Genomic DNA, 20891 nt, shown 5'->3' on the forward strand with positions numbered 1-20891 from the left:
CGATCAATTCACATAAGTTGGAGTAATAATAATCTGCTGTTATCTTCTGGATGGTCTTGAACCGCCGCCACCGCCAGATGAACTGAAACCGCCGCTGCGGCCACCAACGCTGCCTGAAGGAGCAACAGAAGGCGTGTTGAAATTACGCTGGGGTCTTGTCCAGTTGTTGTTGTTCTGGGAATTATTGTCGTTATTGGCCGGGGTCACTGCCCTGCGTACCAGCGAACCAAAGCTGGTATTGCTGTAACGGCCGTTAGAAGGTGTATTGCTGTTGTTGTAATAACGTCCATTGCTGTAGCTGCCATTGCTGTTGAGCACACGCCTGTTGCTGTAAGCGTTCAGGTTAGTGTGTGCGCTGTAGGGGCGGTTGTAGGCAACCGGATTTTTGTAGTATACCACTGAGTAGTACGGGCTGTACCAGCTGTTCCAGAAATAACCGGGTGAATACCAGTTCAGCGCCAGGCTGAAACCGGGATAGAATCCGCCCCAGCCCAGGCCAAAGCCCGAACCGTAACCGAAGCCACCAAACCCGCCGTAGCCTAAGCCGCTGTAGTAGGGGTTGTAAGCGTAGTTATTGTACAGGTAACGGCTGTCGTACCAGTAATCATAATCATCAATGGTTGACCAGCGGTCAGGGTCCTGCACTTTCATGCGCAGGTAATGATCGTCAGAGGCGCTTTGAGCGGTTTCATAACGGTCATCACCCACCTGGTCAGCTTTTGCCTGGTTGTCTTCGTCGTATTCGTCGCGTGCAGTACGGTCGTCTCCTACAGTACTGTGGCGTGCGGGTGAATAATACACATCATCAGCTGTAGCCTTGCGCGAGCTGGAACAGCCACCGAGCAGGGCTGCCGCTATAACTATAGGTAAAATTTTATGCATCACAGTACTGTTTGTAAGGTTTATACATCTAAGTTACTACTTTTGCCACGCCCGTAACCTAATTTTAACGGAATATAAGTAACAAATCATCAACAGATTACTGTATTCCGTCTGCATACCGTGGCTGTTTAACCCAAAAAACTTTGTTAACAGCCCCGGAACACGAACGGCTTTTTAACAGATCAAGTATGAGCAAAGAGATTACATCAAGAGAACAGGATTATTCCCAATGGTATATTGACCTGGTACTGAAGGGCGGACTGGCCGATTACAGTGCCGTTAAGGGCTGTATGGTAATTAAACCATATGGATATGCCCTGTGGGAAAAAATGCGCGATGCGCTGGACAAAATGTTCAAGGACACCGGTCACGTAAATGCCTATTTCCCGCTTTTTGTTCCCAAAAGCCTGTTTGAAGCCGAAGAGAAAAATGCCGAAGGTTTCGCCAAGGAATGCGCCGTGGTAACCCATTACCGCCTGAAAACCGACCCGGATAACAAAGGCAAACTGATGGTTGATCCTGAAGCCAAACTGGAAGAAGAACTCATTGTTCGCCCCACCAGTGAGGCGATCATCTGGAATACCTATAAAGGCTGGATACAATCATACCGCGACCTGCCCCTGCTCATTAACCAGTGGGCCAACGTAGTGCGCTGGGAAATGCGTACCAGGCTGTTTTTGCGTACCGCAGAATTTTTGTGGCAGGAAGGCCATACCGCACACGCCACAGCAATGGAAGCCGTAGCTGAAACCAAACAAATGCTGGAAGTGTATGCCGATTTTGCAGAAAACTGGATGGCTGTACCCGTGATTAAAGGCGTAAAAACTGCCAATGAACGTTTTGCCGGTGCAGAAGATACTTATTGCATTGAAGCACTGATGCAGGACGGTAAGGCACTGCAGGCAGGTACTTCCCATTTCCTGGGCCAGAATTTTGCCAAAGCATTTGATGTGAAATTCAGCGATAAGGAAAACAAGCTCGATTACGTGTGGGCTACCAGCTGGGGCGTGAGCACCAGGCTTATCGGCGGACTGGTTATGGCACACAGTGACGATGACGGTTTAATTCTGCCGCCGCGCATTGCACCTGTACAGGTAGTGATTGTGCCTATTTACAAAGGCGACGATCAGAAAGCGCGCATTGACGATAAAGTAAAGAACGAACTGATACCTGCCCTGAAAGCAGCGAACATTTCAGTGAAATACGACGATAACGACAATGCCCGCCCGGGATGGAAATTTGCCGAATATGAGCTGAAAGGCGTGCCTGTACGTATTGCACTGGGTGCCCGTGATCTCGACAACAACGTGGCCGAAGTGGCGCGCAGGGATACCAAAGAAAAAGCGAGCTACAGCCTGGATGGTTTGCCTGAAAAAATCATCAGCCTGCTCGATGAAATTCAGGTGAATATCTACAACAGGGCCAAAGCTTACCGCGACAGCCATATTACGGAAGTAAACAGCTGGGACGAGTTTATGCAGGTACTGGACGAAAAAACAGGTTTTGTTTCGGCCCATTGGGATGGCACCGGCGAAACGGAAGAAAAAATCAAGGAATTGTCCAAAGCTACTATCCGTTGTATCCCGCTTGACAACAAGCAGGAAGCAGGCAAATGTGTGCTTACCGGCAACCCTTCCACCCAGCGCGTATTGTTCGCCAGGGCTTACTAGCAGTAAATTACAGGAAACAGATACAAGCCGTTGTGCAGCATGCGCAACGGCTTTTTTATGATTTGAGGTATTCTTTTCGACGATTGGGATGGCAGACGGGCAAAAAAACATCGAACATTTTTTTATTATATAACCGGTTTTACTATCTTTAAAGCATCAGCAAAATAACCCGGCAATGAATCTGCAGCCCGGTTTTGATCCGTTTGTACCATTGAATCATTTTTCTATTCCAATTATCCTGTCAATAACCATGACCTAACCGAATGAACGCCGTTTTATTCACTTCTAAACCTATATCTGCTTATGTACGAAGAAGAAGGTTCCCTGCTTGATTTACAACTTGATGAGGTTGCCGTGCCGGCTTTGAAAGAAGCATCGCGGTGGACGAAATTCATTTCCATCACCTGTATGATTGGCCTTGCGGTATTGCTGTTATCGTGCCTGCTGGCAGGTGCCAGCCTGATCGCCGCTTTCAGCCGCATGCCTGGTTTGGGCACCGCCGCGCTGATGGGCATGGGTAAGTATATGCTGTTTGTGCTGGTACTGGTTATTGCTGGTATTGGCGGCACTATTACCTGGATGATGTACACGTTCGCGGCCAGCACCAGGCAAGCCGTGGATTTCAACGACCAAAAGGCGCTTGAAAAAGGCATCAACGCATTGAGAAACTATTTAATGATCTCGGCAATTTTCGGGATACTCGGTTTGCTGATCAATCTCCTCCAATTAATGTAAGCATGGAAAATAAACTAACCGAATTATACGGCCTGCAGGTAACGGCCCGCCTGCGGTTTTTACTGGCAGATGCTGCCAAGTGGGGCCAGATTGCCGCATTCGTGGGATTAATATCCAGCGCCGTTTCAATGCTCACCGGTTTTACACGCGGCAATGTAATTGGTGTACTGGTCACCGTTGCACTGAATGTATTGCTGTACATCTACCTGCTGCAGTTCAGCAAAAAAATGAAGATTGCACTGCAGAACAATGACCAGGGCGAGTTCGTGGAAAGTCTCAGGAGCCTGCAGACTTACTTCAAAATTATGGGTATACTGCTGATTGTGGTGATGGTTATTGCAGTGCTTGTAATTGCCTTTGTATCGGTGATAGGCGTTAACGCACTCAGAAGATAATGTGATTAGTCTTTGTTACATAAAAGGGACTGCTCAAAAGGCAGTCCTTTTATTTTGTATTGCCTGTGTAGCATTATCCTTTTGCTGCAAGATAGTTATAGTCTTTCAGCAAGGTTTCCAGGAACTCCACATCATCGGTGTATTCATTGATGCTGAGTACTGTTCTTATTTTATCGGCAGTACGTGCGGCGAAAGCATAATTGCCGGATTTATAACAGTTGTCGAGAATGGTTTTGATAACGTTCATATCGCGGTCGCTCAGTTTCATTACTGCCGGGTAACGCAGCTGGTAGTTATCGGCCACTTCAAAAAAGATAGTCTGCCCCAGGTGATAGGGTTGTTTGGTTTTAATAACAATAGTGCCTGCAGCCATATCGCCCAGCCGCTGGTGTTTGCGGGTAAGCAGGCTGCTGAGCAAACCGCCTGTACAAAAGGTGAAGCCAAAATCGGCCAAACGCAGCAGCCAGCGCAGCAGCAGCTGATGAATAGCAGGCCGCCCGCCTGTTTCGCTGATTACTTTCAACCCCATCAGTTTTTTACCAATGCTTTGCCCGTTCATCACCATTTCACATACCAGGTGGTACAACAGGGGAGGCGTGGCTACCAGCACGGTATACAGCGCATAATTATTCATCTCTGCATGCTCCGATCCATTATTACTGATCACGCCGGCAAGCAGCCTGTAGGCAACCAGCCAGTAAGCAATCATCATCGCCAGATCAATTAACCAGGCAAACAACCGTTTGTGAAATTCGGCTGTTTCAAATTCCAGTTCAATATTAAAGCTGGTGGGAATGGTAATTTTGTCCATATGTAAAGTAATCAATAATTTCCGTCATCAAAATACGGCAATTTGAGAGAAGCATTATTTATCAGGAAAAATAAAGACCGCTGGCTGCAAATGGAAGAGCTGCCCGGTCAGCATCCTGATGAAACCGCGCAGGAATTTACCGAGCTGGTAGAAGACCTGGGCTTTAGCAAAACCTTTTATCCAGGCAGTAAAATAACGCAGTACCTCAATGCACTGGCCAGTAAACGCTACCTCAGCATTTATGAAAACCAGAAACAGAGTGCCAGCCGCTTAAAACGCTTTTTCATGCTCGATCTGCCGCTGATTATTGCCAAACATCACCGCACCCTGCTTATCAGTTTCCTGCTGTTTATTTTATTTGTGGCCATTGGTGTGTTTTCGGCCAAAAATGACAGCGGCTTTGTACGCCAGGTACTGGGCAACGATTATGTAGACATGACCGAACGCAATATCCGCGAAGGGCATCCTTTCGGTGTGTACAATTCGGGCAATGAGTTCCTGAGTTTTTTATACCTTTTTGCCAATAATTTCAGGGTATCGCTGATGGTGTTCAGTGGTGGTTTGCTGCTGGGTTATTTCACCATTACCATGCTGCTGCAGAATGCCATTATGGTAGGTGTGTTTGAATACTTTTTTTATACCAAGGGTATGGTTCAGGCCAGCCTGCTCACCATTATGATACACGGTACACTGGAATTGTCTGCCATTGTTATCTCTGCCTGTGCAGGGCTGGTGCTGGCGAAAAGCTGGTTATTCCCCGGCACCATTAAACGCCTGGATGCATTGAAAATTGGCGCAAAGGAAGGACTGGCCATTGCGCTGTGCAGTTTCCCGATGTTGCTGATGGCGGCTTTTTTTGAAGGGTTTGTTACCCGGCATACCGATATGCCGCTTTGGTTAAAATTGGTGATTATCCTGTTATCTTTGGCAATGATGGCCGGTTACCTGGTTATTTATCCCCTTTACCTTAAAAAGAAAATAAACGCCGCGGCGTTTGTTTAAATATGAGCATACATTTCACAGCTGTAAAGCGCCTGCTGCATGCAGCGGGAACGCTACCGGTGCTACTGGCCATTATGCTGCTGCCTGCGCAGGGTAAGGCACAAGCTGCCGCCAGTGCAGACAGCCTGCAGACTACTGCTGATACGGCAACTGTTATTGCCGGGGATGAAGGAGAACAGGCTGCCGGGGAAGACAGCACGCGTTACAATGTTAACAGCAAAGCTTACTACGACGAACCTTTTTTAACTGAACCACTCCAGTCGGATACTGCTACGAATGCAGCTGTGCGGGAGATGAAAGCCGCCGATGCATACTGGTATATTTCCGAAGCGGAAAACAAACAGCTTTCGCACAAGCCCGCTGAAAACGACAATGAACCAGAGATACCTGTAACCGGTGCAGGCGTTACTTTTATTTTCTGGGCCGTGGTGATTGTTATCTTCATCGCCGGTATTGTTTATTTTCTGCAGGCCAATAAAATCAGCATTTTCACACGCAGCGGCCGGGGTCACCCTGCAGCCGGTGACAGCAGTGACCTGTTGCACGAGAATATTTTTGAACTGCCTTACGCCGATCTTTTACAGAAGGCTTACGCTGCCAAGGATTTCAGGCTGGCTGTACGCATCCTGTTCCTGCAAACATTGAAAATGATGAGCCAGCAGTCGGTGATTCATTACCAGCCAGATTATACCAATATTCATTACCTCACCCAGTTGCAGCAAACGCCTTACCACCATGCATTTTTAAACATTACACGGCACTACGAATATATCTGGTACGGCCAGTTCGCCATAACCGAACCGGTATTTGAATCAGTAAAAAACGATTTCCTGGCCATGCAAAAACTGCTAGCCTGATACCATGAAAAAACTGGTCCCCTATATCGCCCTTGTACTGATACTGGTTGTTGCAGTAGCAATGCTGATGCGCCGCCAGGAGCATGTGTTTGATCAACGTATTACCTTCAGCGTTACCGACGAAGCGCCTTATGCCTGTAATGCCATTTACCGTTTGCTGCCAAAGATTTATCCCGGTGCAACGGTATTTACCAACAGCCAGAGCCCGGTGCACTGGCAGGTATTGTCAAAAGATTCAGCCAACCAGGTACTGCTGATTGTAAACGATGATTTTCACCCCTCTGATGAAGAGCTGCTCGCCCTGCTCACATTCGCTAAAAAAGGCAACACCGTCATCATCAGCGCAGCCGGCATGAATGAAAAAGCAAGAACATTTTTCAGCCTGGAAACAGGCAGCCTCGGCGGTGCATTTGCATTGTCTGTTTCGCTGGACAGCAATGTAGTTAAACCCGCGTACGACTATACCTACAGGGGTGTGCCGCATGGCAGTGTTATCACGGCATACGATACCACTTATGGTTACCCGCTGGGGTATTTCAGAAGCCCCATTGCCCGTAGCACCAACCTGCTGGGCGTACATGCAAATAAGGGCAACATCCTGTTGCATACAACGCCCATCACCTTTACCAATTTCTTTACGCTGTACAGGAACAACCATACCTATGTTGAAAACATACTCCGGCTAGCACCCGGCAAAGTAAACAAGGTGGTATGGGATGAATATTTCCTGTATAAAAGCGATAACGATGCAAAGAAATCATCCGGTATACTAAGCGTACTGTGGCGTTACAGCAGCCTGCGCAGGGCTGCCATACTGGTAAGTGCTTTGTTGCTGCTGTACATGCTTACAGCCGTGAAACGCAAACAGCGCATGATTCCTGCTTATGCAAGACCGGTAAACGAATCGCTGGAGTTTGTAAAAACAGTGAGCACCCTGTACTTTGAAAAAGGCGATCACCACAACCTGGCAGAAAAGCTCACGCTGTATTTTTTAGATTATGTACGCAACCGGTATAAAATATCCACACAGCATATTAATGCTGAATTTGCCGGCAACCTGGCGTTGAAAGCCGGGGTAGACGAAACTATTACCACTGCTATTGTAGATAGCATTCACCTGATACAGCTGCATGGCAGCATCAGCAGCGAACAGCTGATGGCTTACCATGCACTGCTGGAAAAATTTTATCAAAAAGCCTGATTATGGAAGAAACCTTATTTGAGCAAAGGATTGATTTAAGTGAACTGAGCCATGTAATGCAGGCGCTGCAGAACGAGGTGCAGAAAATAATTGTAGGCCAGCACGAAATGGTTCGCCTGTTAATGGCAGCCATACTGGCCAATGGCCATGTGCTGATTGAAGGCGTGCCCGGCGTGGCCAAAACCCTTAGCGCTAAACTGTTGGCACAGAGCCTGCAGGTGGGTTTCAGCCGTATTCAGTTTACACCCGATTTAATGCCGAGTGATGTACTGGGTACCAGTATTTTTAACCCCGGCAGCAGCCATTTTGAATTTAAACGCGGCCCCATATTCAGCAACCTGGTGCTGATTGATGAGATTAACCGCGCCCCGGCCAAAACACAATCTGCCCTGTTTGAAGTAATGGAAGAACGCCAGGTAACCATGGATGGCGTAACCCATACGCTGGCTGCACCCTTCATGGTATTGGCCACGCAAAACCCGCTGGAGCAGGAGGGCACCTATCGCCTGCCCGAAGCACAGCTTGACCGTTTTTTACTGAAAATACTGGTGCCTTACCCCACCGAAACAGAGGAAGTAGCCATTCTGCAACGTTTTCACCAGCTGGGCACAGCCAATGTGCTGCTGCAGGTGCAAGCTGTATTGAATGGTGCGCAGATAGAGCGTTTCAGGGAACTCATCAGCAAAATTGTGGTAGATGATAAACTGCTGCAGTTTATTGCAAAAATAATTGTGGCTACGCGCAATGATAAATCAGTTTACCTGGGTGCCTCGCCGCGCGCGTCACTGGCCCTGCTGCATACTGCCAAAGCCTTTGCTGCACTGGCCGGCCGCGATTTTGTAATACCCGACGATATTGTTGCCGCTGCCAAACCCGTACTGCGCCACCGCATTATGCTTACACCCGAAAAAGAAATGGAAGGCGTAAGTGAAGATGAAATTATTGCACAGATTATTCATGCCATAGAAGTGCCCAGGTAATGATCAGAAAAATACTTTACTTCTTCCGGTTTTACTGCACGCCTTTGTTCTACGGCATTGGTGCTGCTGTGGTAGCCTTGTTTATTCTTGCCCTGTTCTGGCATCCTTTACAGCAGGCAGGCGATGTGGCCATGCTTGGACTGGCTGTGCTGGGCGCGGTTGATTTGCTGCTGGTGTTCCTGAAAAAGCAGCCGGTAACCGTACAACGCAGCTGTACCGCTCGTTTCAGCAATGGCGATGACAACAAGGTAACACTCACCTGCACCAATCATTTATCGTACAAGGTAACGATTACTTTAATAGATGAACTGCCGGTGCAATTGCAGGAACGCAACTGGAGCCGCAGCATAACACTGGAAGCAGGCGAAACCCGGTCACTGGTATACACCATCAAGCCGGTTGAAAGAGGGGAGTATCATTTCGGAATTATCCATGTACTGCTGAGAAGTCCGCTGTTTATGCTCATGCGGCAAATCAGCACAGGCGGGCCGGAAACAGTAGCCGTCTATCCTTCCTTTTTGCAAATGCGGCGTTACCAGCTGATGGCTGTTACCAACCAGCTGAATGAAACAGGCTCGCGCCAGTTGCGCAAAATAGGCAACAGCATGGAATTTGAGCAGATAAAGGAGTATGTGAACGGTGATGACTACCGCACGGTTAACTGGAAAGCCACGGCCCGCAAAAACGCGCTGATGGTAAACACATTTACCGATGAAAGAAGCCAGCAGATTATTTGCCTGGTAGATAAAGGCCGCAGCATGAAAATGCCTTTCGACGGCATGACACTGCTTGACTATGCCATTAATGCCTCGCTGGTGCTGGGCAACACGGTGTTGCTGAAACAGGATAAAGCCGGCCTGCTCACCTTTGGTAAAAAGGTTGACCAGTATGTGGCGCCCGACAAGAAATCAACCCAGTTATCGCTGCTGCTCGAAACGCTGTACAAACAGCAAACAGTTTTCCAGGACAGCGATTTTGAAGCCCTGTACAGTTTTGTGCGTTACCGTATAAAGCAGCGCAGTCTGCTGGTGTTGTTCACCAATTTTGAAAGCATGTATGCCATGCAACGCCAGCTGCCTTACCTGCAAAAGCTGGCCTCACATCACCCGCTGATTGTAGTGTTTTTTGAGAATACCGGTCTCAAAGAAATGCAGGAAGCCAATGCCCAATCCCTGCCCGGCATATACGACAAGGCCATTGCCGGCAAATTCGTATTTGAAAAGCGCCAGATTGTAAAAGAACTGCAGAAATACGGTGTAATGGCCCTGCTCACCGAACCACAGCAACTAACCGCAAACGTCATCAACAAATACCTGGAAGTGAAAGCAAGGCAGGTTGTTTAAAAGATGGTTGTTGGTTGTATTGTTAAATGGTTTATAATCAATTATTTATTTTATATCCATCTAACAATTTTCAACCATTGAACCATCTGTCCGGTTTTTACACGACTTTTGCGGCCCATGAAGCAAAAGCCTATACATCCGGCATTGGAGCCGTACCTGGAGGGGAAAGTGTTACTGGTGAACAAGCCATTACACTGGACTTCGTTTGATGCTGTGCGTAAAATCCGGGGATTTTCACGTATTACCAAGATTGGTCATGCAGGCACATTAGACCCGCTGGCCAGTGGTTTGCTGATTATCTGTACAGGCAAATTCACCAAAAAAATCAACGAATACATGGGGATGGAGAAGGAATATACCGGCTCTATCACGCTCGGTGCATCTACCCCTACGTACGACCTGGAAAGCGAACCGGAAAACCAGCAGGATATCAGCCATATCACCGAAGAAATGATACATGCCGCCACTGCACAGTTTACCGGCCCTATTATGCAGGTACCACCTTCGCATTCTGCCATCAAAAAAGACGGCAAGCCTGTATACCTGGCAGCCCGCAAAGGCATTGATGTAGAACTGGAGCCGCGCCCCATTACCATCTATTCATTTGAAATAACCCGCATCGAGTTGCCGGTAGTGCATTTTAAAGTGGTATGCTCAACGGGTACCTACATACGCAGCCTGGCCAACGATTATGGCAAGGCATTGGGCGTGGGTGGCTACCTCAGCAGTTTATGCCGCACCCGTATCGGTAATTTTTCACTGGAATATGCGCTATCGGTTGATGCCATTGGTGCAGAAATACAGCATCTCAAGAATAGCTATATTCCCCCTGCAGGCGGTTACACAGATGCTGTATAGCTAAAACGGCAAACCAATACCCAGCTGGAAGGCGTAGTTGTTACGGTTGATAATGCGGGTATGATTGGGGTCTGTGGCATCGTATACGGTAAACTCCTTGTTGCGCCAGGTAAAATCGCTCAGGCGCATCCAGCCGCCGTTTTCAAGACGGGCAGGATCTTTCAGTTTAATACCAAAATCAAGACGGATCAGGAAATAGCTGAAATCGAAACGCAAACCTGTGCCTAAGGCAATCGCAATGTCTTTGCCCAGGTTTTTAAATTCAAAAGTGCCTTTGGGATTCAGTGTGTCTTTGCGCAGGTTCCAGATATTGCCCACATCAGTAAACAGTGCCCCGTTTAAGGCCATACCGCCGATGGTAGCAATCTTGTAGCGGTACTCGGCATTTACTTCCAGCTGCATATCGCCATAACGGTCGCGGAAAGCACCCGATGTATCTGACAACAGCGATGAGCCAAGCCCCAGCTGCCGCAACCCCCAGGCGCGCATACTATTGGGGCCGCCGGCAATAAACTGTTTAAAGAAGGGGAGCGTTTTACCAAACTTCGGATCATTGCTATAGTTGTAACCCGCTCCTGCAAAGGCCCGCAGGGCCAGCACATTTCGCTTTAACAGCATGGTGCGGCTGTATTCTCCCTCTACACGTATAAACTGGTAAATCCTGTTCTGCAGGCTTTTGATGCGCCCCAGCAGCGAGCCTGCTTCTTCTATCCCGAACCGGACGTAATGCGTGGTACTGGTGTGCCTGGTTCCCTTGTAGCGCACATTGTAACTGAATATCTGGCTGATCACCGAGCCGGTATTAAATGCCGTACGCAGGTAGGGATTGGTTTTAAATGCCGAATCCAGTCCGCGCAGGGTATCCAGTGAATACAGTTCTATATTCAGCGGCTTGTACTGCCAGGCTTTGTTTTTTCTTTTCCACTCATATCCCCAGCTTGCCACCAGCTGCCGCAAGCGGAAGAAATCGAAACGATCCGTGTATGAACCATACACACTGAGGTTGGTGGTTTTAATGGCATCGTTCTGAAACCAGCTTTTAAACAGCGGTATGCGCGGCACAATAATACGCGGGAAGCTGTACACCTGTCCCAGTGAAGGTTGAAAGGTCTGCAGCACCCTGTTCTGGTTAAAGCTCAGCTCAACGGTATTGCGGAAGGTAGTGGTGCTTTGAACGGCACGTTTCCAAACGTTGCGGTTGCGCAAAGACAGGTCGGCTGCAATACCCACCAGTGAATTGCTCGTGATGATATCACCGGTATTGTAACTGGCTTCAAGGTTGCTGGTAAAATTCTGTTTAATGGCAGGGGCCAGGAAAAAATGCACATCCACCGAATCGCCGCGGGTACGCGTTCGCCCGTCTACCTGCGACCAGGCGCCGATATTCGAGAGATTGGTGATGGTATTATAATACGAATCTTCATGGTACAAGGCACCGCGTTTCAGGTACGTGTGTTCACGCAGGGGGCGGGGCTTAAACTTGCCTTCAAACTGGTACATGGTAAAATCGCGGCGTACTACGGCCTGGTAGGCAGGCGGGTGGCTGATAAGGCTATCGGGTATATCCGTAATCTTTGTTTCGGGATAGTAGTACACGTTGCCGATATAGTACTGGCGCATGGCAGATGAATCCAGTTCTACCGTGCTGTCTGTATAAACAGAATCGCTTTGGAACCGCAGCTGTATGGATACATCAATGATCGGGTTCTTTTTTCTTTTCTCTGCTGCTTCTTCAATTTTACGGGCCTGTTCAAACGGGTCGAGCGTAAGTTCAAGCAGGGCCTTGTTTACCGTATCCACTTCTGCGTACAGGTTATCGCGTGTGAATTTGAGATAACCATTGTTGCGGAAAAGAATCACCAGCCTGTCCAGCTCGTTGCTGATGAGCTGTTTGCTGTAGGCTGCACCCGTTACCAGCTGGCTTTCCTTTGTATTGGCCATCGCCAGCTTTTGCAGGGTAGAATCGCTTAGCTTATACGTCACCGAATCAACCACCAGGTTTTTACCGGGATAGGCTTTAATGGTAACAAAGGCGCGTTGTTGTTTGCCCGATTTTTTGATGACAAACGAACTGTCGAACGTTGCATGGTAATACCCCTGCGAGTTGAGGTAGCTGTTCATTTGTACAATACTGCGGTGTATGGCCAATGAATCGAAAGTGGGCGGGTTGCGCAGTTTGTAGAAAAAGCCGAAAACCTGGGTCTTGCGGATAGCCAGGCTGTCATCCCAGTAAGTGGGAAGTGCCAGGGTTAACGCATTTTTCTGATCTTTGGGCAAATTTCCTTTTACCTGCACATCGGTATTGAAAATAAAAGCAGTGTCTTTGGGGTAATTGCGGACAAAGGTTCTTTTTTGTTCAGAACAGGAAGAGAAAACGCAAACCATCAGGCCGAAAAAAACAAGGGTCGCATAGATGGATTTGCAGCTAAATGTCATACGTATGGTTAGTAAGAATGAGGCCAAATATATCCAAAGTTTATACCAGAAAAAAAACAGGATCGCAGAGCAGGTATTTGTTGCTGAAGGTCCGAAGCTGGTAGAAGAGTTGCTGCAGAGCAGCTTTACCGTGCAAACCGTGTACGCAACAGCCGAATGGCTGCAGGCTGCAGGTACGGTACCGCAGGCCAGGGAAGTATCGCATGCCGAGCTGGAACGCCTCAGCAACCTGCAAACACCCAACCAGGTACTGGCCGTGGTGCAGCAGCAGCCACCGCAGCAACCACCTGTACTGGCGGGCCGGCTAACCCTGGTAACCGATGGCATACAAGACCCCGGTAACCTGGGCACCATCATCCGCATTGCCGATTGGTTTGGCGTGCAGCAGCTGGTAGCCAGCGAAGACACGGTTGACCTGTACAACCCCAAAGTAGTGCAAAGCACCATGGGCAGCATTACCCGTGTAAAAGTATGGTACCAGGATATTGCCGCGCTGCTGCGCAGTTCGCCGGTTACCGTATATGGCACCCTGCTCAACGGCAAATCCGTACTGCGCCACGAACCCCTCAAAGAAGGATTGCTGGTCATCGGCAATGAATCAAAAGGCATCCGCGAACACCTGCTGCCCCTCATTCAGCAAGCCCTCACCATCCCCCGCACCGGCGAAGCAGAATCATTAAATGCAGCCGTAGCCACGGGGATCGTGCTGTCGCACTTAATTTGAAAATTTGAAGATTTGAAAATGTGCTAATACAATACAAATACAGGTAGCTGATTGAATTGGCTTGGTTTTCTAATTATAAATTGTTTCTTTGATAAGGGTTTTAATTTGGAAATTGAAGATATGCTAATGTGATGATGGAGGAAATGGGGGCGTGCTTAACCAGGCAGCCTTGATTTTCCGGGTTTGATGCTGTCTTTGTATTGGTTTTCTTATTTTTCAAATTTTCAAATTGCCACACTTTCAAATTATATATGAACCTCGCCGCCTTTATAGCGCAACGGGTAGCCTTTAACAGGCAGCGCTCTTTTTCCCGGTTTATTATACGCCTGGCCATTACTGCTACGGCGCTGAGTGTGGCTGCCATGATTGTAACACTGGCCTTTGTAAACGGCTTTCAGAGCGCGGTGAGTGAAAAGGTGTTCAGCTTCTGGGGGCATATCCGCGTGCAGCAGTACGAGCCCAGCAAGGCCATTGTTGCCGAAGAAGCACCCCTGCAAAAAAATGATGCAGTGGTTACCCTGCTGAAAGAAAAAAAAGGTATCCGCCAGGTGCAGGCATTTGCCACGAAATGGGCTGTGGTGGATAAAAACAAGGAGATAGAAGGCGTGCTGTTTAAAGGCGTGGAAAAAAACTACGACTTTAATAACCTGAAACCCTTTCTCGATTCAGGCCGCTGGATCAACTTTGCCGATACATTGTACAGCCGCGAAATAGTACTGTCGCGCCCGGTAGCCAATGAGCTCAATATTCACCTCAACGATACGGTAAGCTTATACTTCATTTCTCCGGCAGACGGCAAAAGCAGTTACCGCAAAATGCAGGTATGCGGCATATATGCTACCGGCATAGAAGAGTTTGACAACCTGTTTGCCATTGGTGATATACGACTGCTGCGCCGCATCAATAACTGGCAGAACAATGAAATAGGGGGGTACGAACTGTTCCTTAACAATTACCGCGATATAGACACCATCAGCAATACCCTGTACGATAAACTGCCCGATGAATGGGTAAGCCGCAGCACCAAAGAGGTGTACCCGTACATATTCGACTGGCTGAACATACAGGATGTAAACCGCAATGTGATATTCACCATCATGTCGGTGGTAGCCATCATCAACCTCATTACCTGCCTGCTGATACTGGTACTCGAACGCACCCGCATGATCGGTATTCTGAAAGCCATCGGTACGCCTGACTGGAGTATCCAGAAAATATTTCTCTACCATTCTTCCATCATCAGTGGTATTGGCATTGCCATAGGACTGGTGCTGGGCCTCGGTTTTTGCCTGCTGGAGCAATACACACATTTTATCAAACTCGATCAGAGTGCGTACTATGTATCATCAGCACCGGTGCAGATTATCTGGTGGCAGGTGGTGCTGGTATGTGTGGCCACCATGGGGGTGTGTTTAATTGCGCTGATCATTCCCACCTTTATCATTAAAACAGTGAAACCGGTAAAGGCCATCCAATTCAGTTAGGATGGTTGAATGAATGGATTGTTAAATGGTTTTTTCGTACGTTTAAGTCAAATTTCACGCATGCGCTACCTGTTTGCCTGTTTGTTGTTGCTGCCCCATTCACTGCTGCACGCCCAGCAGCCAGATAAAATTTATATGCCGAATATCAACGGCGTTAAACTGTTCTTAAACGGCAGCCAGGCCAGCTACCCGGTTATCACACTCGGTTCTACCTATTCGCTCGAACTGCATTTTGATGATCTGGATGCGTACGTAAAAAACTACAGCTATACTTTTCAGCTCTGCAATGCAGACTGGACGCCGGTTGACCTCAGTCCGTTCGACTACCTGCAGGGCTTTACACAAAACCGCATTACACAATACACCGCATCTTCCATAGCCACAACACGGTATATTCATTACCAGGTAAGTCTGCCCGAGCGCAATTGCATTCCCAACAAAAGCGGCAACTACCTGGTGAAAGTATTTCTCAACGGCGATACCAGCCAGCTTGCTTTTTGCAGCCGCATGCTGGTGGCCGACAACAGGGTGGACATCGCTGCGCAGATACAACTGCCTTTTGATTTTAACCTGCAGCGCACCTCGCATAAAATCCAGTTCAGTCTTAATAAATCCAAGCTCAATATCCTCAATCCCGACCAGCTGAAAGTAGTGGTATTGCAGAACTACCGCTGGGACAATGCCATTACCGGCAAACAGCCTGTGTTTATGCGCAACGATGATTATGAGTACAACGGTGAGCGTGATTTTATTTTCCCCGCAGGCAAGGAATACCGCTGGATTGATTTGCGCAGCTTCCGTTTCCAGAGCGAGCGTATTGCCGACATCAACATGCGCGCCACACCCTTTGATGTATACATGAAACCCGACGGCGAACGCACGCAGGTGCGCTACCTCTACTACCAGGATTTAAACGGCTTCTATCAAATAGGCTCCACCGAACAAATCAACGGCTGGACGCAGGGCGACTATGGCAATGTACATTTCGTGTTTGTACCGCTGAACCACCAGCCCATACCCGGCAAAGACATTTACATCACCGGCCAGTTTAACGGTTATGTACTCAACGATTCCGCCAAACTCGCCTACAATGCAGAGAAAGGCATCTACGAAAAAACAATGCTGCTGAAGCAGGGCTATTACTCCTACGCCTATGCCACGATGGGCAATGCCATCAGTCCCACAGCGCCCGATTTCTCCCTGACAGAAGGCAACTACTACGAAACCGAAAACAACTACACCATCCTCGTATACTACCGCTCACTCAGCAACCGCTACGACGAGCTGGTAGGCATCACCACCGTAAACAGCCGGCTGAACAGGACGTTCTAGGGGGGAGGAGAAGGCATCGAGAATCGAGAGGCGACACATCGAGACTATCTGAGCGGAGGTTTTTGGGTGAGCGGGCGGGGCACTGTACCTGTTTTGCTTCTGGTTGTTTTGCTGCTTTGCGTTTTGCGATTCGATCACTCACCACTCACCACTGCCCACTCACTAAAATTTATTCACTATTCACTGGCTTTGTACATTTCCCTCATTTTCTTTGCTGCATGCTGCTTGTGCGTAGATTCACAGCGCATTACGTGATATTCAATGATTTTTATTTTGGTAGTTGAAATGCATTACCCTACTTTTGCAACCGGCAGGTCTTACACGACCAGCTCCTGCTGAATCCCCCAGGATCGGAAGATAGCAAGGGTAGGTGGTTGAGCGGTGCGATGTAATCAGCCTGCCTTTTTTTTCTTTTCTCCTTCGCCTACAGGGAGTGGTATCTTTCCAAATGATCTTTTCAAACGCCCCTTCGGGGCAAGGGGCATAAATCATCATAACGTATGAAATTCTTTATCGACACGGCTAATTTAGCTCAAATCAAAGAAGCAAATGACCTGGGTATCCTCGACGGCGTAACTACCAATCCTTCATTAATGGCAAAAGAGGGTATCAAAGGCCACGATGCTGTTGTGAATCATTATAAAACTATCTGCGAAATTGTTGACGGTGATATCAGTGCCGAAGTGGTATCTACTACTTTCAACGAAATAATCGAAGAAGGTAAAAAACTGGCGGCAATTCACCCGAACATCATCGTGAAAGTTCCGATGATTAAAGAAGGTGTTAAAGCCATCAAATGGTTTACCGACAATGGTATCGCTACCAACTGTACACTGGTATTCTCTGCTGGTCAGGCTATCCTGGCTGCCAAAGCAGGTGCCAAATATGTATCTCCATTTATCGGCCGTATCGACGACAGCGGTTGGGATGGTGTTCAGCTGATCTCTCAGATTGCTGAAATCTATTCTATCCAGGGTTTTGAAACACAGATCCTTGCTGCGTCTATCCGTACTTCAAACCATATCATTGAGTGTGCGCAGGCCGGTGCAGATGTTTGTACCTGTCCGCTCGAACCAATCCTCGGTTTGCTGAAACATCCTTTAACCGACATCGGTTTGGCTAAATTCCTGGAAGACGCCAAGAAATTCGCTTAATCACTTTGTTGTGGTCATACAAAAAAATAAGCCCCTCGCGTGAGGGGCTTATTTTTTTGGTTCCATGGCTATCGCCGGTTTAAATGTTCCTGCGTTCAAGTCGTATGGTCTTTCACTCTGTGTTTTGCTACGTTCTTCGCTTAGGCAAGCTCGCAGCTTTCACTGCCCTTTGTGTTCTTTGTGTTCCTCTTTGTGACCTCCGTGGTTTAAATTTCGCCGCGTTCTTCGCTGTTGTCTTCGTTTAAAAAAGCTCGCAGCTGGCGTTTACTGTTTCCTCTTCCGCTTCATTTCTTCCATCACCTGCTGTTCGGTTTTCAGGGGGGTATTATCAATGAATTTTTTAATATAAATGCGCGTGGTGCGGGTGAGGGTGGGCTGTTGTTTCAGCGTGGCTGTTACCGTTACAAATTCGCCGGTGAAACTGGTATCGATAATCAGGTTGTTCTCATCCCATTTGCCGCTGCTGGCAGTAAAGATCAATTCTTTTGTACCCAATGGCAGCCAGCGGCCATTATCCAGTTTGGCATCTACATTAATGTAATTGTATACGCCCTTCTTCAGACTGTCGGTATACAAATGAAAATAGATACTGTCTACCTGCTGCGCCTGCAATTGTTTGGCCGTGCCCAGCAATACAAATAAAGTCACTAGTGTAGCATAATGACGCATAGGTAAATACCCGTTTGGTTATTACAAACCTACTGCATTCTGTTGGCATAAGCCGCCTTTGGCAGAAGTTGATACACCTTGTTAAACCCGATAACTGATAATTTCCGCTTCAATCAATCAGGCTCGCTTCACTCACCACTGCCCACTCACTACTCACTAAATGCCCCGGTTAATGTTTCAACGCCAGCTGGTACCCCAAGCGGATGGTGGCAGCGCCCGTATTGTTCTCCCCGTTAACAGTGCCCTTTTGTATGGTAAGAAAACCATAGTTGCCGCCGCCTTCCAGGAACAGGCGGCCTTTACCCAGTCCGCAGCCAATACCGATATTGGCGGCTACACCCGTGTTAAACGTGTGCAGCTGCGATTTGATGTTTTCTTTGTTGTCGAACGGCTGATCCCCGAGCGGGAGCGGTTGTGTGAGTTGCTCATCGAGGTACAGGGGGCTGGTGCCGGATGTTACATTATGGGCGCTTAGCAGAAAAGCGGCAAAGGGGCCGCCATCTACATACCAGAACCATTTGTGCGATAGTTTGAAATCGAACCTGGCGAGAATGGGAATCATGAGGTAGTTGATCTTAACCTCGCTTTTAAAATGCGCATAGATATAGGAAGTTCCCGGTGGCAGCATTTGCGCCACATCCGGCGTTACGGGCAGCGCCTGTGCCCCGTTCTTTTTACCGCCCTGCGAGGAGTAATTGATCTCGGGCTGAATGGAAAATACCCCTGACACATGAAAAATGGCGAATACCGATGCATCTGGTCCCTGGCGCGAGCTGTAACCCTTGCTTACCGGGCTGGAAGAAGAGCCGGCAGATAAATTGGGAATACTGATACCCGCTTTTAATCCAAGCCAGGTTTGAGCTGTTACATTGGCCGAAAACAAACAGACCAGGGCAGCCACAGCTGCCAGGCAATGATTTTTCATCTGTTTCAGTTTTATAAGTGGTGTAGAACTGTGTTGCCGGGCAGTATCAATGGGTATATAAAGTTAAACATTTACACGTTTTTTGGGTAGTAATACTTAATCTATGATATTTGTAGACTAATTGAGAAAACTATACATGAAAAAAGTACTGTTTACGATAGCGCTTTTCTGCTTCGCTGTTTCTGCATCTATAGGCCAGACTTCACTTACCAAAGGCAACTGGCGCGGCTGGCTGCAGCGCGCTGATGGTAAACAGATTGTTTTCAGTTTTACGTTACAATACAGCCACAACCAGCCGCAGTTATCCATCATTAATTCACCCGAAAAGCTGCAGGTAAAAGCGTTACGCATTACCAGCGATTCCATCTCTTTCAGCATGCCGGTATTTGAATCGGCTTTTAAAGCAAAAATTATAAATGCAGACAGTTTGCAGGGTGAATGGACAAAAGGCTCTTCCTCCAAAAACACCGTACTGCCCTTTTTTGCCAGCACCCGTGAACCGGCACGTTTTCAGCCGGTGAAAGGCAAGGCTGCACATATGCTGAACGGCAAATACACCGTGAAGTTTTCCGGTTTCCGCGGCAATGCGGGCGAGCCTGCCATTGCAGTGTTTAAACAGGATGGCAGCCATTTAACCGGCAGCATTTTAACACCAACAGGCGATTACCGTTACCTCGACGGACTGGTTACCGGTGATTCTTTACTGCTGTCTACTTTTGATGGCGTACATGCCTTCTTAATCACCGCCACTGTAAAAGACAACCACCAGCTTACCGATGGTAAATTTTACAGCGGTGCCGTTGTACACGAAGAATGGACAGCCTATAAAAACGATACGGCCACACTGCCCGACCTGGCTGCCATGTATCTTAAAAACAAGGAAGAAGACAAGCCTGCCTTCAGTTTCACAGATATCGACGGCAAACAGGTAAACCTCTCTGATGCACGGTTTAAAGACAAAGTGGTGATACTGCAGCTCATGGGTTCCTGGTGCCCGAACTGTATGGATGAAACCGCATTTTTAAGCGAATGGTACAAGAAAAACCACCAGCGCGGTGTGGAGATTATTGGCCTGGCGTATGAGTACAGCACCGATTTCCAGCGCTCACAGAACAGCCTGCGTAAGTTTCAGCAGCGTTTCCAGGTAGATTATCCTTTGCTGATTACCGGGGTTACCGTTTCAGACACGCTGCGTACAGAGAAAACGCTGCCGCTGTTTACACACATCAAAACATTTCCTACTTCCATCATACTCGATAAAAACGGTCGTGTGCGTAAAATAGATACCGGCTTCTTTGGTCCGGGCACAGGCGATTACTACACCCATTACAAACAGGAGTTTGAAGCTACCATTAGTGAACTGCTGAAAGAGCAGAAAGATATAACCAAATCTTAATGCGTAATATTTGCGAATTAGCAGATGTTTGCTGGCA

General features: G+C 48.0%; 19 protein-coding genes and 1 other RNA gene. 15 read left to right on the plus strand and 5 right to left on the minus strand.

The window, feature by feature from the left end:
• Positions 1 to 39: 39 nt before the first annotated feature.
• Positions 40 to 882, minus strand: a complete 843-nt coding sequence (locus DXN05_RS09340) for a hypothetical protein (protein WP_116846945.1) — start codon at positions 880 to 882, stop codon at positions 40 to 42.
• A 188-nt stretch (positions 883 to 1070) separates the two neighbouring features.
• Between DXN05_RS09340 and proS the strand changes: the two genes are divergently transcribed.
• From proS to DXN05_RS09355, 3 genes are all read left to right on the plus strand, one after another.
• On the plus strand, positions 1071 to 2552 hold the full coding sequence (gene proS, locus DXN05_RS09345) for a proline--tRNA ligase (RefSeq protein WP_116846946.1): 1482 nt from the start codon (positions 1071 to 1073) through the stop codon (positions 2550 to 2552).
• 303 nt (positions 2553 to 2855) lie between these two features.
• Positions 2856 to 3287 carry a hypothetical protein gene (locus DXN05_RS09350; protein WP_116846947.1) on the plus strand — a complete coding sequence of 144 codons (432 nt, stop codon included), beginning with the start codon at positions 2856 to 2858 and terminating at the stop codon, positions 3285 to 3287.
• Positions 3288 to 3289: 2 nt separating this feature from the next.
• Complete coding sequence (locus DXN05_RS09355) at positions 3290 to 3682, plus strand: DUF5362 family protein (protein WP_116846948.1); 393 nt, start codon at positions 3290 to 3292, stop codon at positions 3680 to 3682.
• Between the two features lie 73 nt (positions 3683 to 3755).
• Here the strand turns inward: DXN05_RS09355 and DXN05_RS09360 are convergent, their stop codons facing one another.
• Entirely contained in the window at positions 3756 to 4493 is a 738-nt protein-coding gene (locus tag DXN05_RS09360) for an RDD family protein (RefSeq protein ID WP_116846949.1), read from the minus strand.
• Positions 4494 to 4535: 42 nt separating this feature from the next.
• Between DXN05_RS09360 and DXN05_RS09365 the strand changes: the two genes are divergently transcribed.
• The 6 genes from DXN05_RS09365 (at position 4536) to truB (ending at position 10734) form a co-directional block, all read left to right on the plus strand.
• Positions 4536 to 5495 carry a stage II sporulation protein M gene (locus DXN05_RS09365; protein WP_116846950.1) on the plus strand — a complete coding sequence of 320 codons (960 nt, stop codon included), beginning with the start codon at positions 4536 to 4538 and terminating at the stop codon, positions 5493 to 5495.
• A 2-nt stretch (positions 5496 to 5497) separates the two neighbouring features.
• Positions 5498 to 6352, plus strand: coding sequence for a DUF4129 domain-containing protein (locus DXN05_RS09370; protein WP_116846951.1), 855 nt, complete (start codon positions 5498 to 5500; stop codon positions 6350 to 6352).
• Between the two features lie 4 nt (positions 6353 to 6356).
• Positions 6357 to 7553: a DUF4350 domain-containing protein gene (locus tag DXN05_RS09375; protein WP_116846952.1), complete on the plus strand. Its 1197-nt coding sequence runs from the start codon at positions 6357 to 6359 to the stop codon at positions 7551 to 7553.
• Positions 7554 to 7555: 2 nt separating this feature from the next.
• Positions 7556 to 8533 (plus strand): AAA family ATPase, encoded by a 978-nt coding sequence (locus DXN05_RS09380; RefSeq protein WP_116846953.1) that lies wholly within the window; start codon positions 7556 to 7558, stop codon positions 8531 to 8533.
• Entirely contained in the window at positions 8533 to 9876 is a 1344-nt protein-coding gene (locus DXN05_RS09385) for a DUF58 domain-containing protein (protein ID WP_116846954.1), read from the plus strand. Before DXN05_RS09380 ends, DXN05_RS09385 begins: the two co-directional genes overlap by 1 nt.
• Positions 9877 to 9993: 117 nt before the next feature.
• The gene (truB, locus tag DXN05_RS09390; RefSeq protein WP_116846955.1) at positions 9994 to 10734 is read left to right on the plus strand and encodes a tRNA pseudouridine(55) synthase TruB; all 741 of its coding nucleotides are present in this window, start codon (positions 9994 to 9996) and stop codon (positions 10732 to 10734) included.
• Here truB and DXN05_RS09395 read toward each other — a convergent pair whose 3' ends face one another.
• A complete protein-coding gene (locus tag DXN05_RS09395) occupies positions 10735 to 13170 on the minus strand; it encodes a BamA/TamA family outer membrane protein (RefSeq protein WP_116846956.1) in 2436 nt (811 codons plus the stop codon).
• Between the two features lie 4 nt (positions 13171 to 13174).
• Here DXN05_RS09395 and DXN05_RS09400 point away from each other — a divergent pair, with 4 nt between their 5' ends.
• The 5 genes from DXN05_RS09400 (at position 13175) to fsa (ending at position 17864) form a co-directional block, all read left to right on the plus strand.
• Positions 13175 to 13894, plus strand: a complete 720-nt coding sequence (locus tag DXN05_RS09400; protein WP_116846957.1) for a TrmH family RNA methyltransferase — start codon at positions 13175 to 13177, stop codon at positions 13892 to 13894.
• A gap of 251 nt (positions 13895 to 14145) precedes the next feature.
• Entirely contained in the window at positions 14146 to 15378 is a 1233-nt protein-coding gene (locus DXN05_RS09405) for an ABC transporter permease (RefSeq protein WP_116846958.1), read from the plus strand.
• A 60-nt stretch (positions 15379 to 15438) separates the two neighbouring features.
• Positions 15439 to 16710, plus strand: coding sequence for a type IX secretion system plug protein (locus DXN05_RS09410; RefSeq protein WP_116846959.1), 1272 nt, complete (start codon positions 15439 to 15441; stop codon positions 16708 to 16710).
• A gap of 308 nt (positions 16711 to 17018) precedes the next feature.
• Positions 17019 to 17116: signal recognition particle sRNA small type (gene ffs, locus DXN05_RS09415), an RNA gene on the plus strand.
• Between the two features lie 94 nt (positions 17117 to 17210).
• Entirely contained in the window at positions 17211 to 17864 is a 654-nt protein-coding gene (gene fsa, locus DXN05_RS09420) for a fructose-6-phosphate aldolase (RefSeq protein ID WP_116846960.1), read from the plus strand.
• Between the two features lie 264 nt (positions 17865 to 18128).
• On the opposite strand, the gene DXN05_RS09425 is transcribed toward fsa, so the two are convergent.
• Together DXN05_RS09425 and DXN05_RS09430 are read right to left on the minus strand one after the other, a co-directional pair.
• Positions 18129 to 18533: a hypothetical protein gene (locus tag DXN05_RS09425; protein ID WP_116846961.1), complete on the minus strand. Its 405-nt coding sequence runs from the start codon at positions 18531 to 18533 to the stop codon at positions 18129 to 18131.
• A gap of 169 nt (positions 18534 to 18702) precedes the next feature.
• Positions 18703 to 19458: a porin family protein gene (locus DXN05_RS09430; protein WP_116846962.1), complete on the minus strand. Its 756-nt coding sequence runs from the start codon at positions 19456 to 19458 to the stop codon at positions 18703 to 18705.
• Positions 19459 to 19594: 136 nt separating this feature from the next.
• Here DXN05_RS09430 and DXN05_RS09435 point away from each other — a divergent pair, with 136 nt between their 5' ends.
• Positions 19595 to 20854, plus strand: coding sequence for a peroxiredoxin family protein (locus tag DXN05_RS09435; protein WP_116846963.1), 1260 nt, complete (start codon positions 19595 to 19597; stop codon positions 20852 to 20854).
• Positions 20855 to 20891 lie beyond the last annotated feature (37 nt).

Source organism: Deminuibacter soli (assembly GCF_003412455.1).
Taxonomy (GTDB): Bacteria; Bacteroidota; Bacteroidia; order Chitinophagales; family Chitinophagaceae; genus Deminuibacter; species Deminuibacter soli.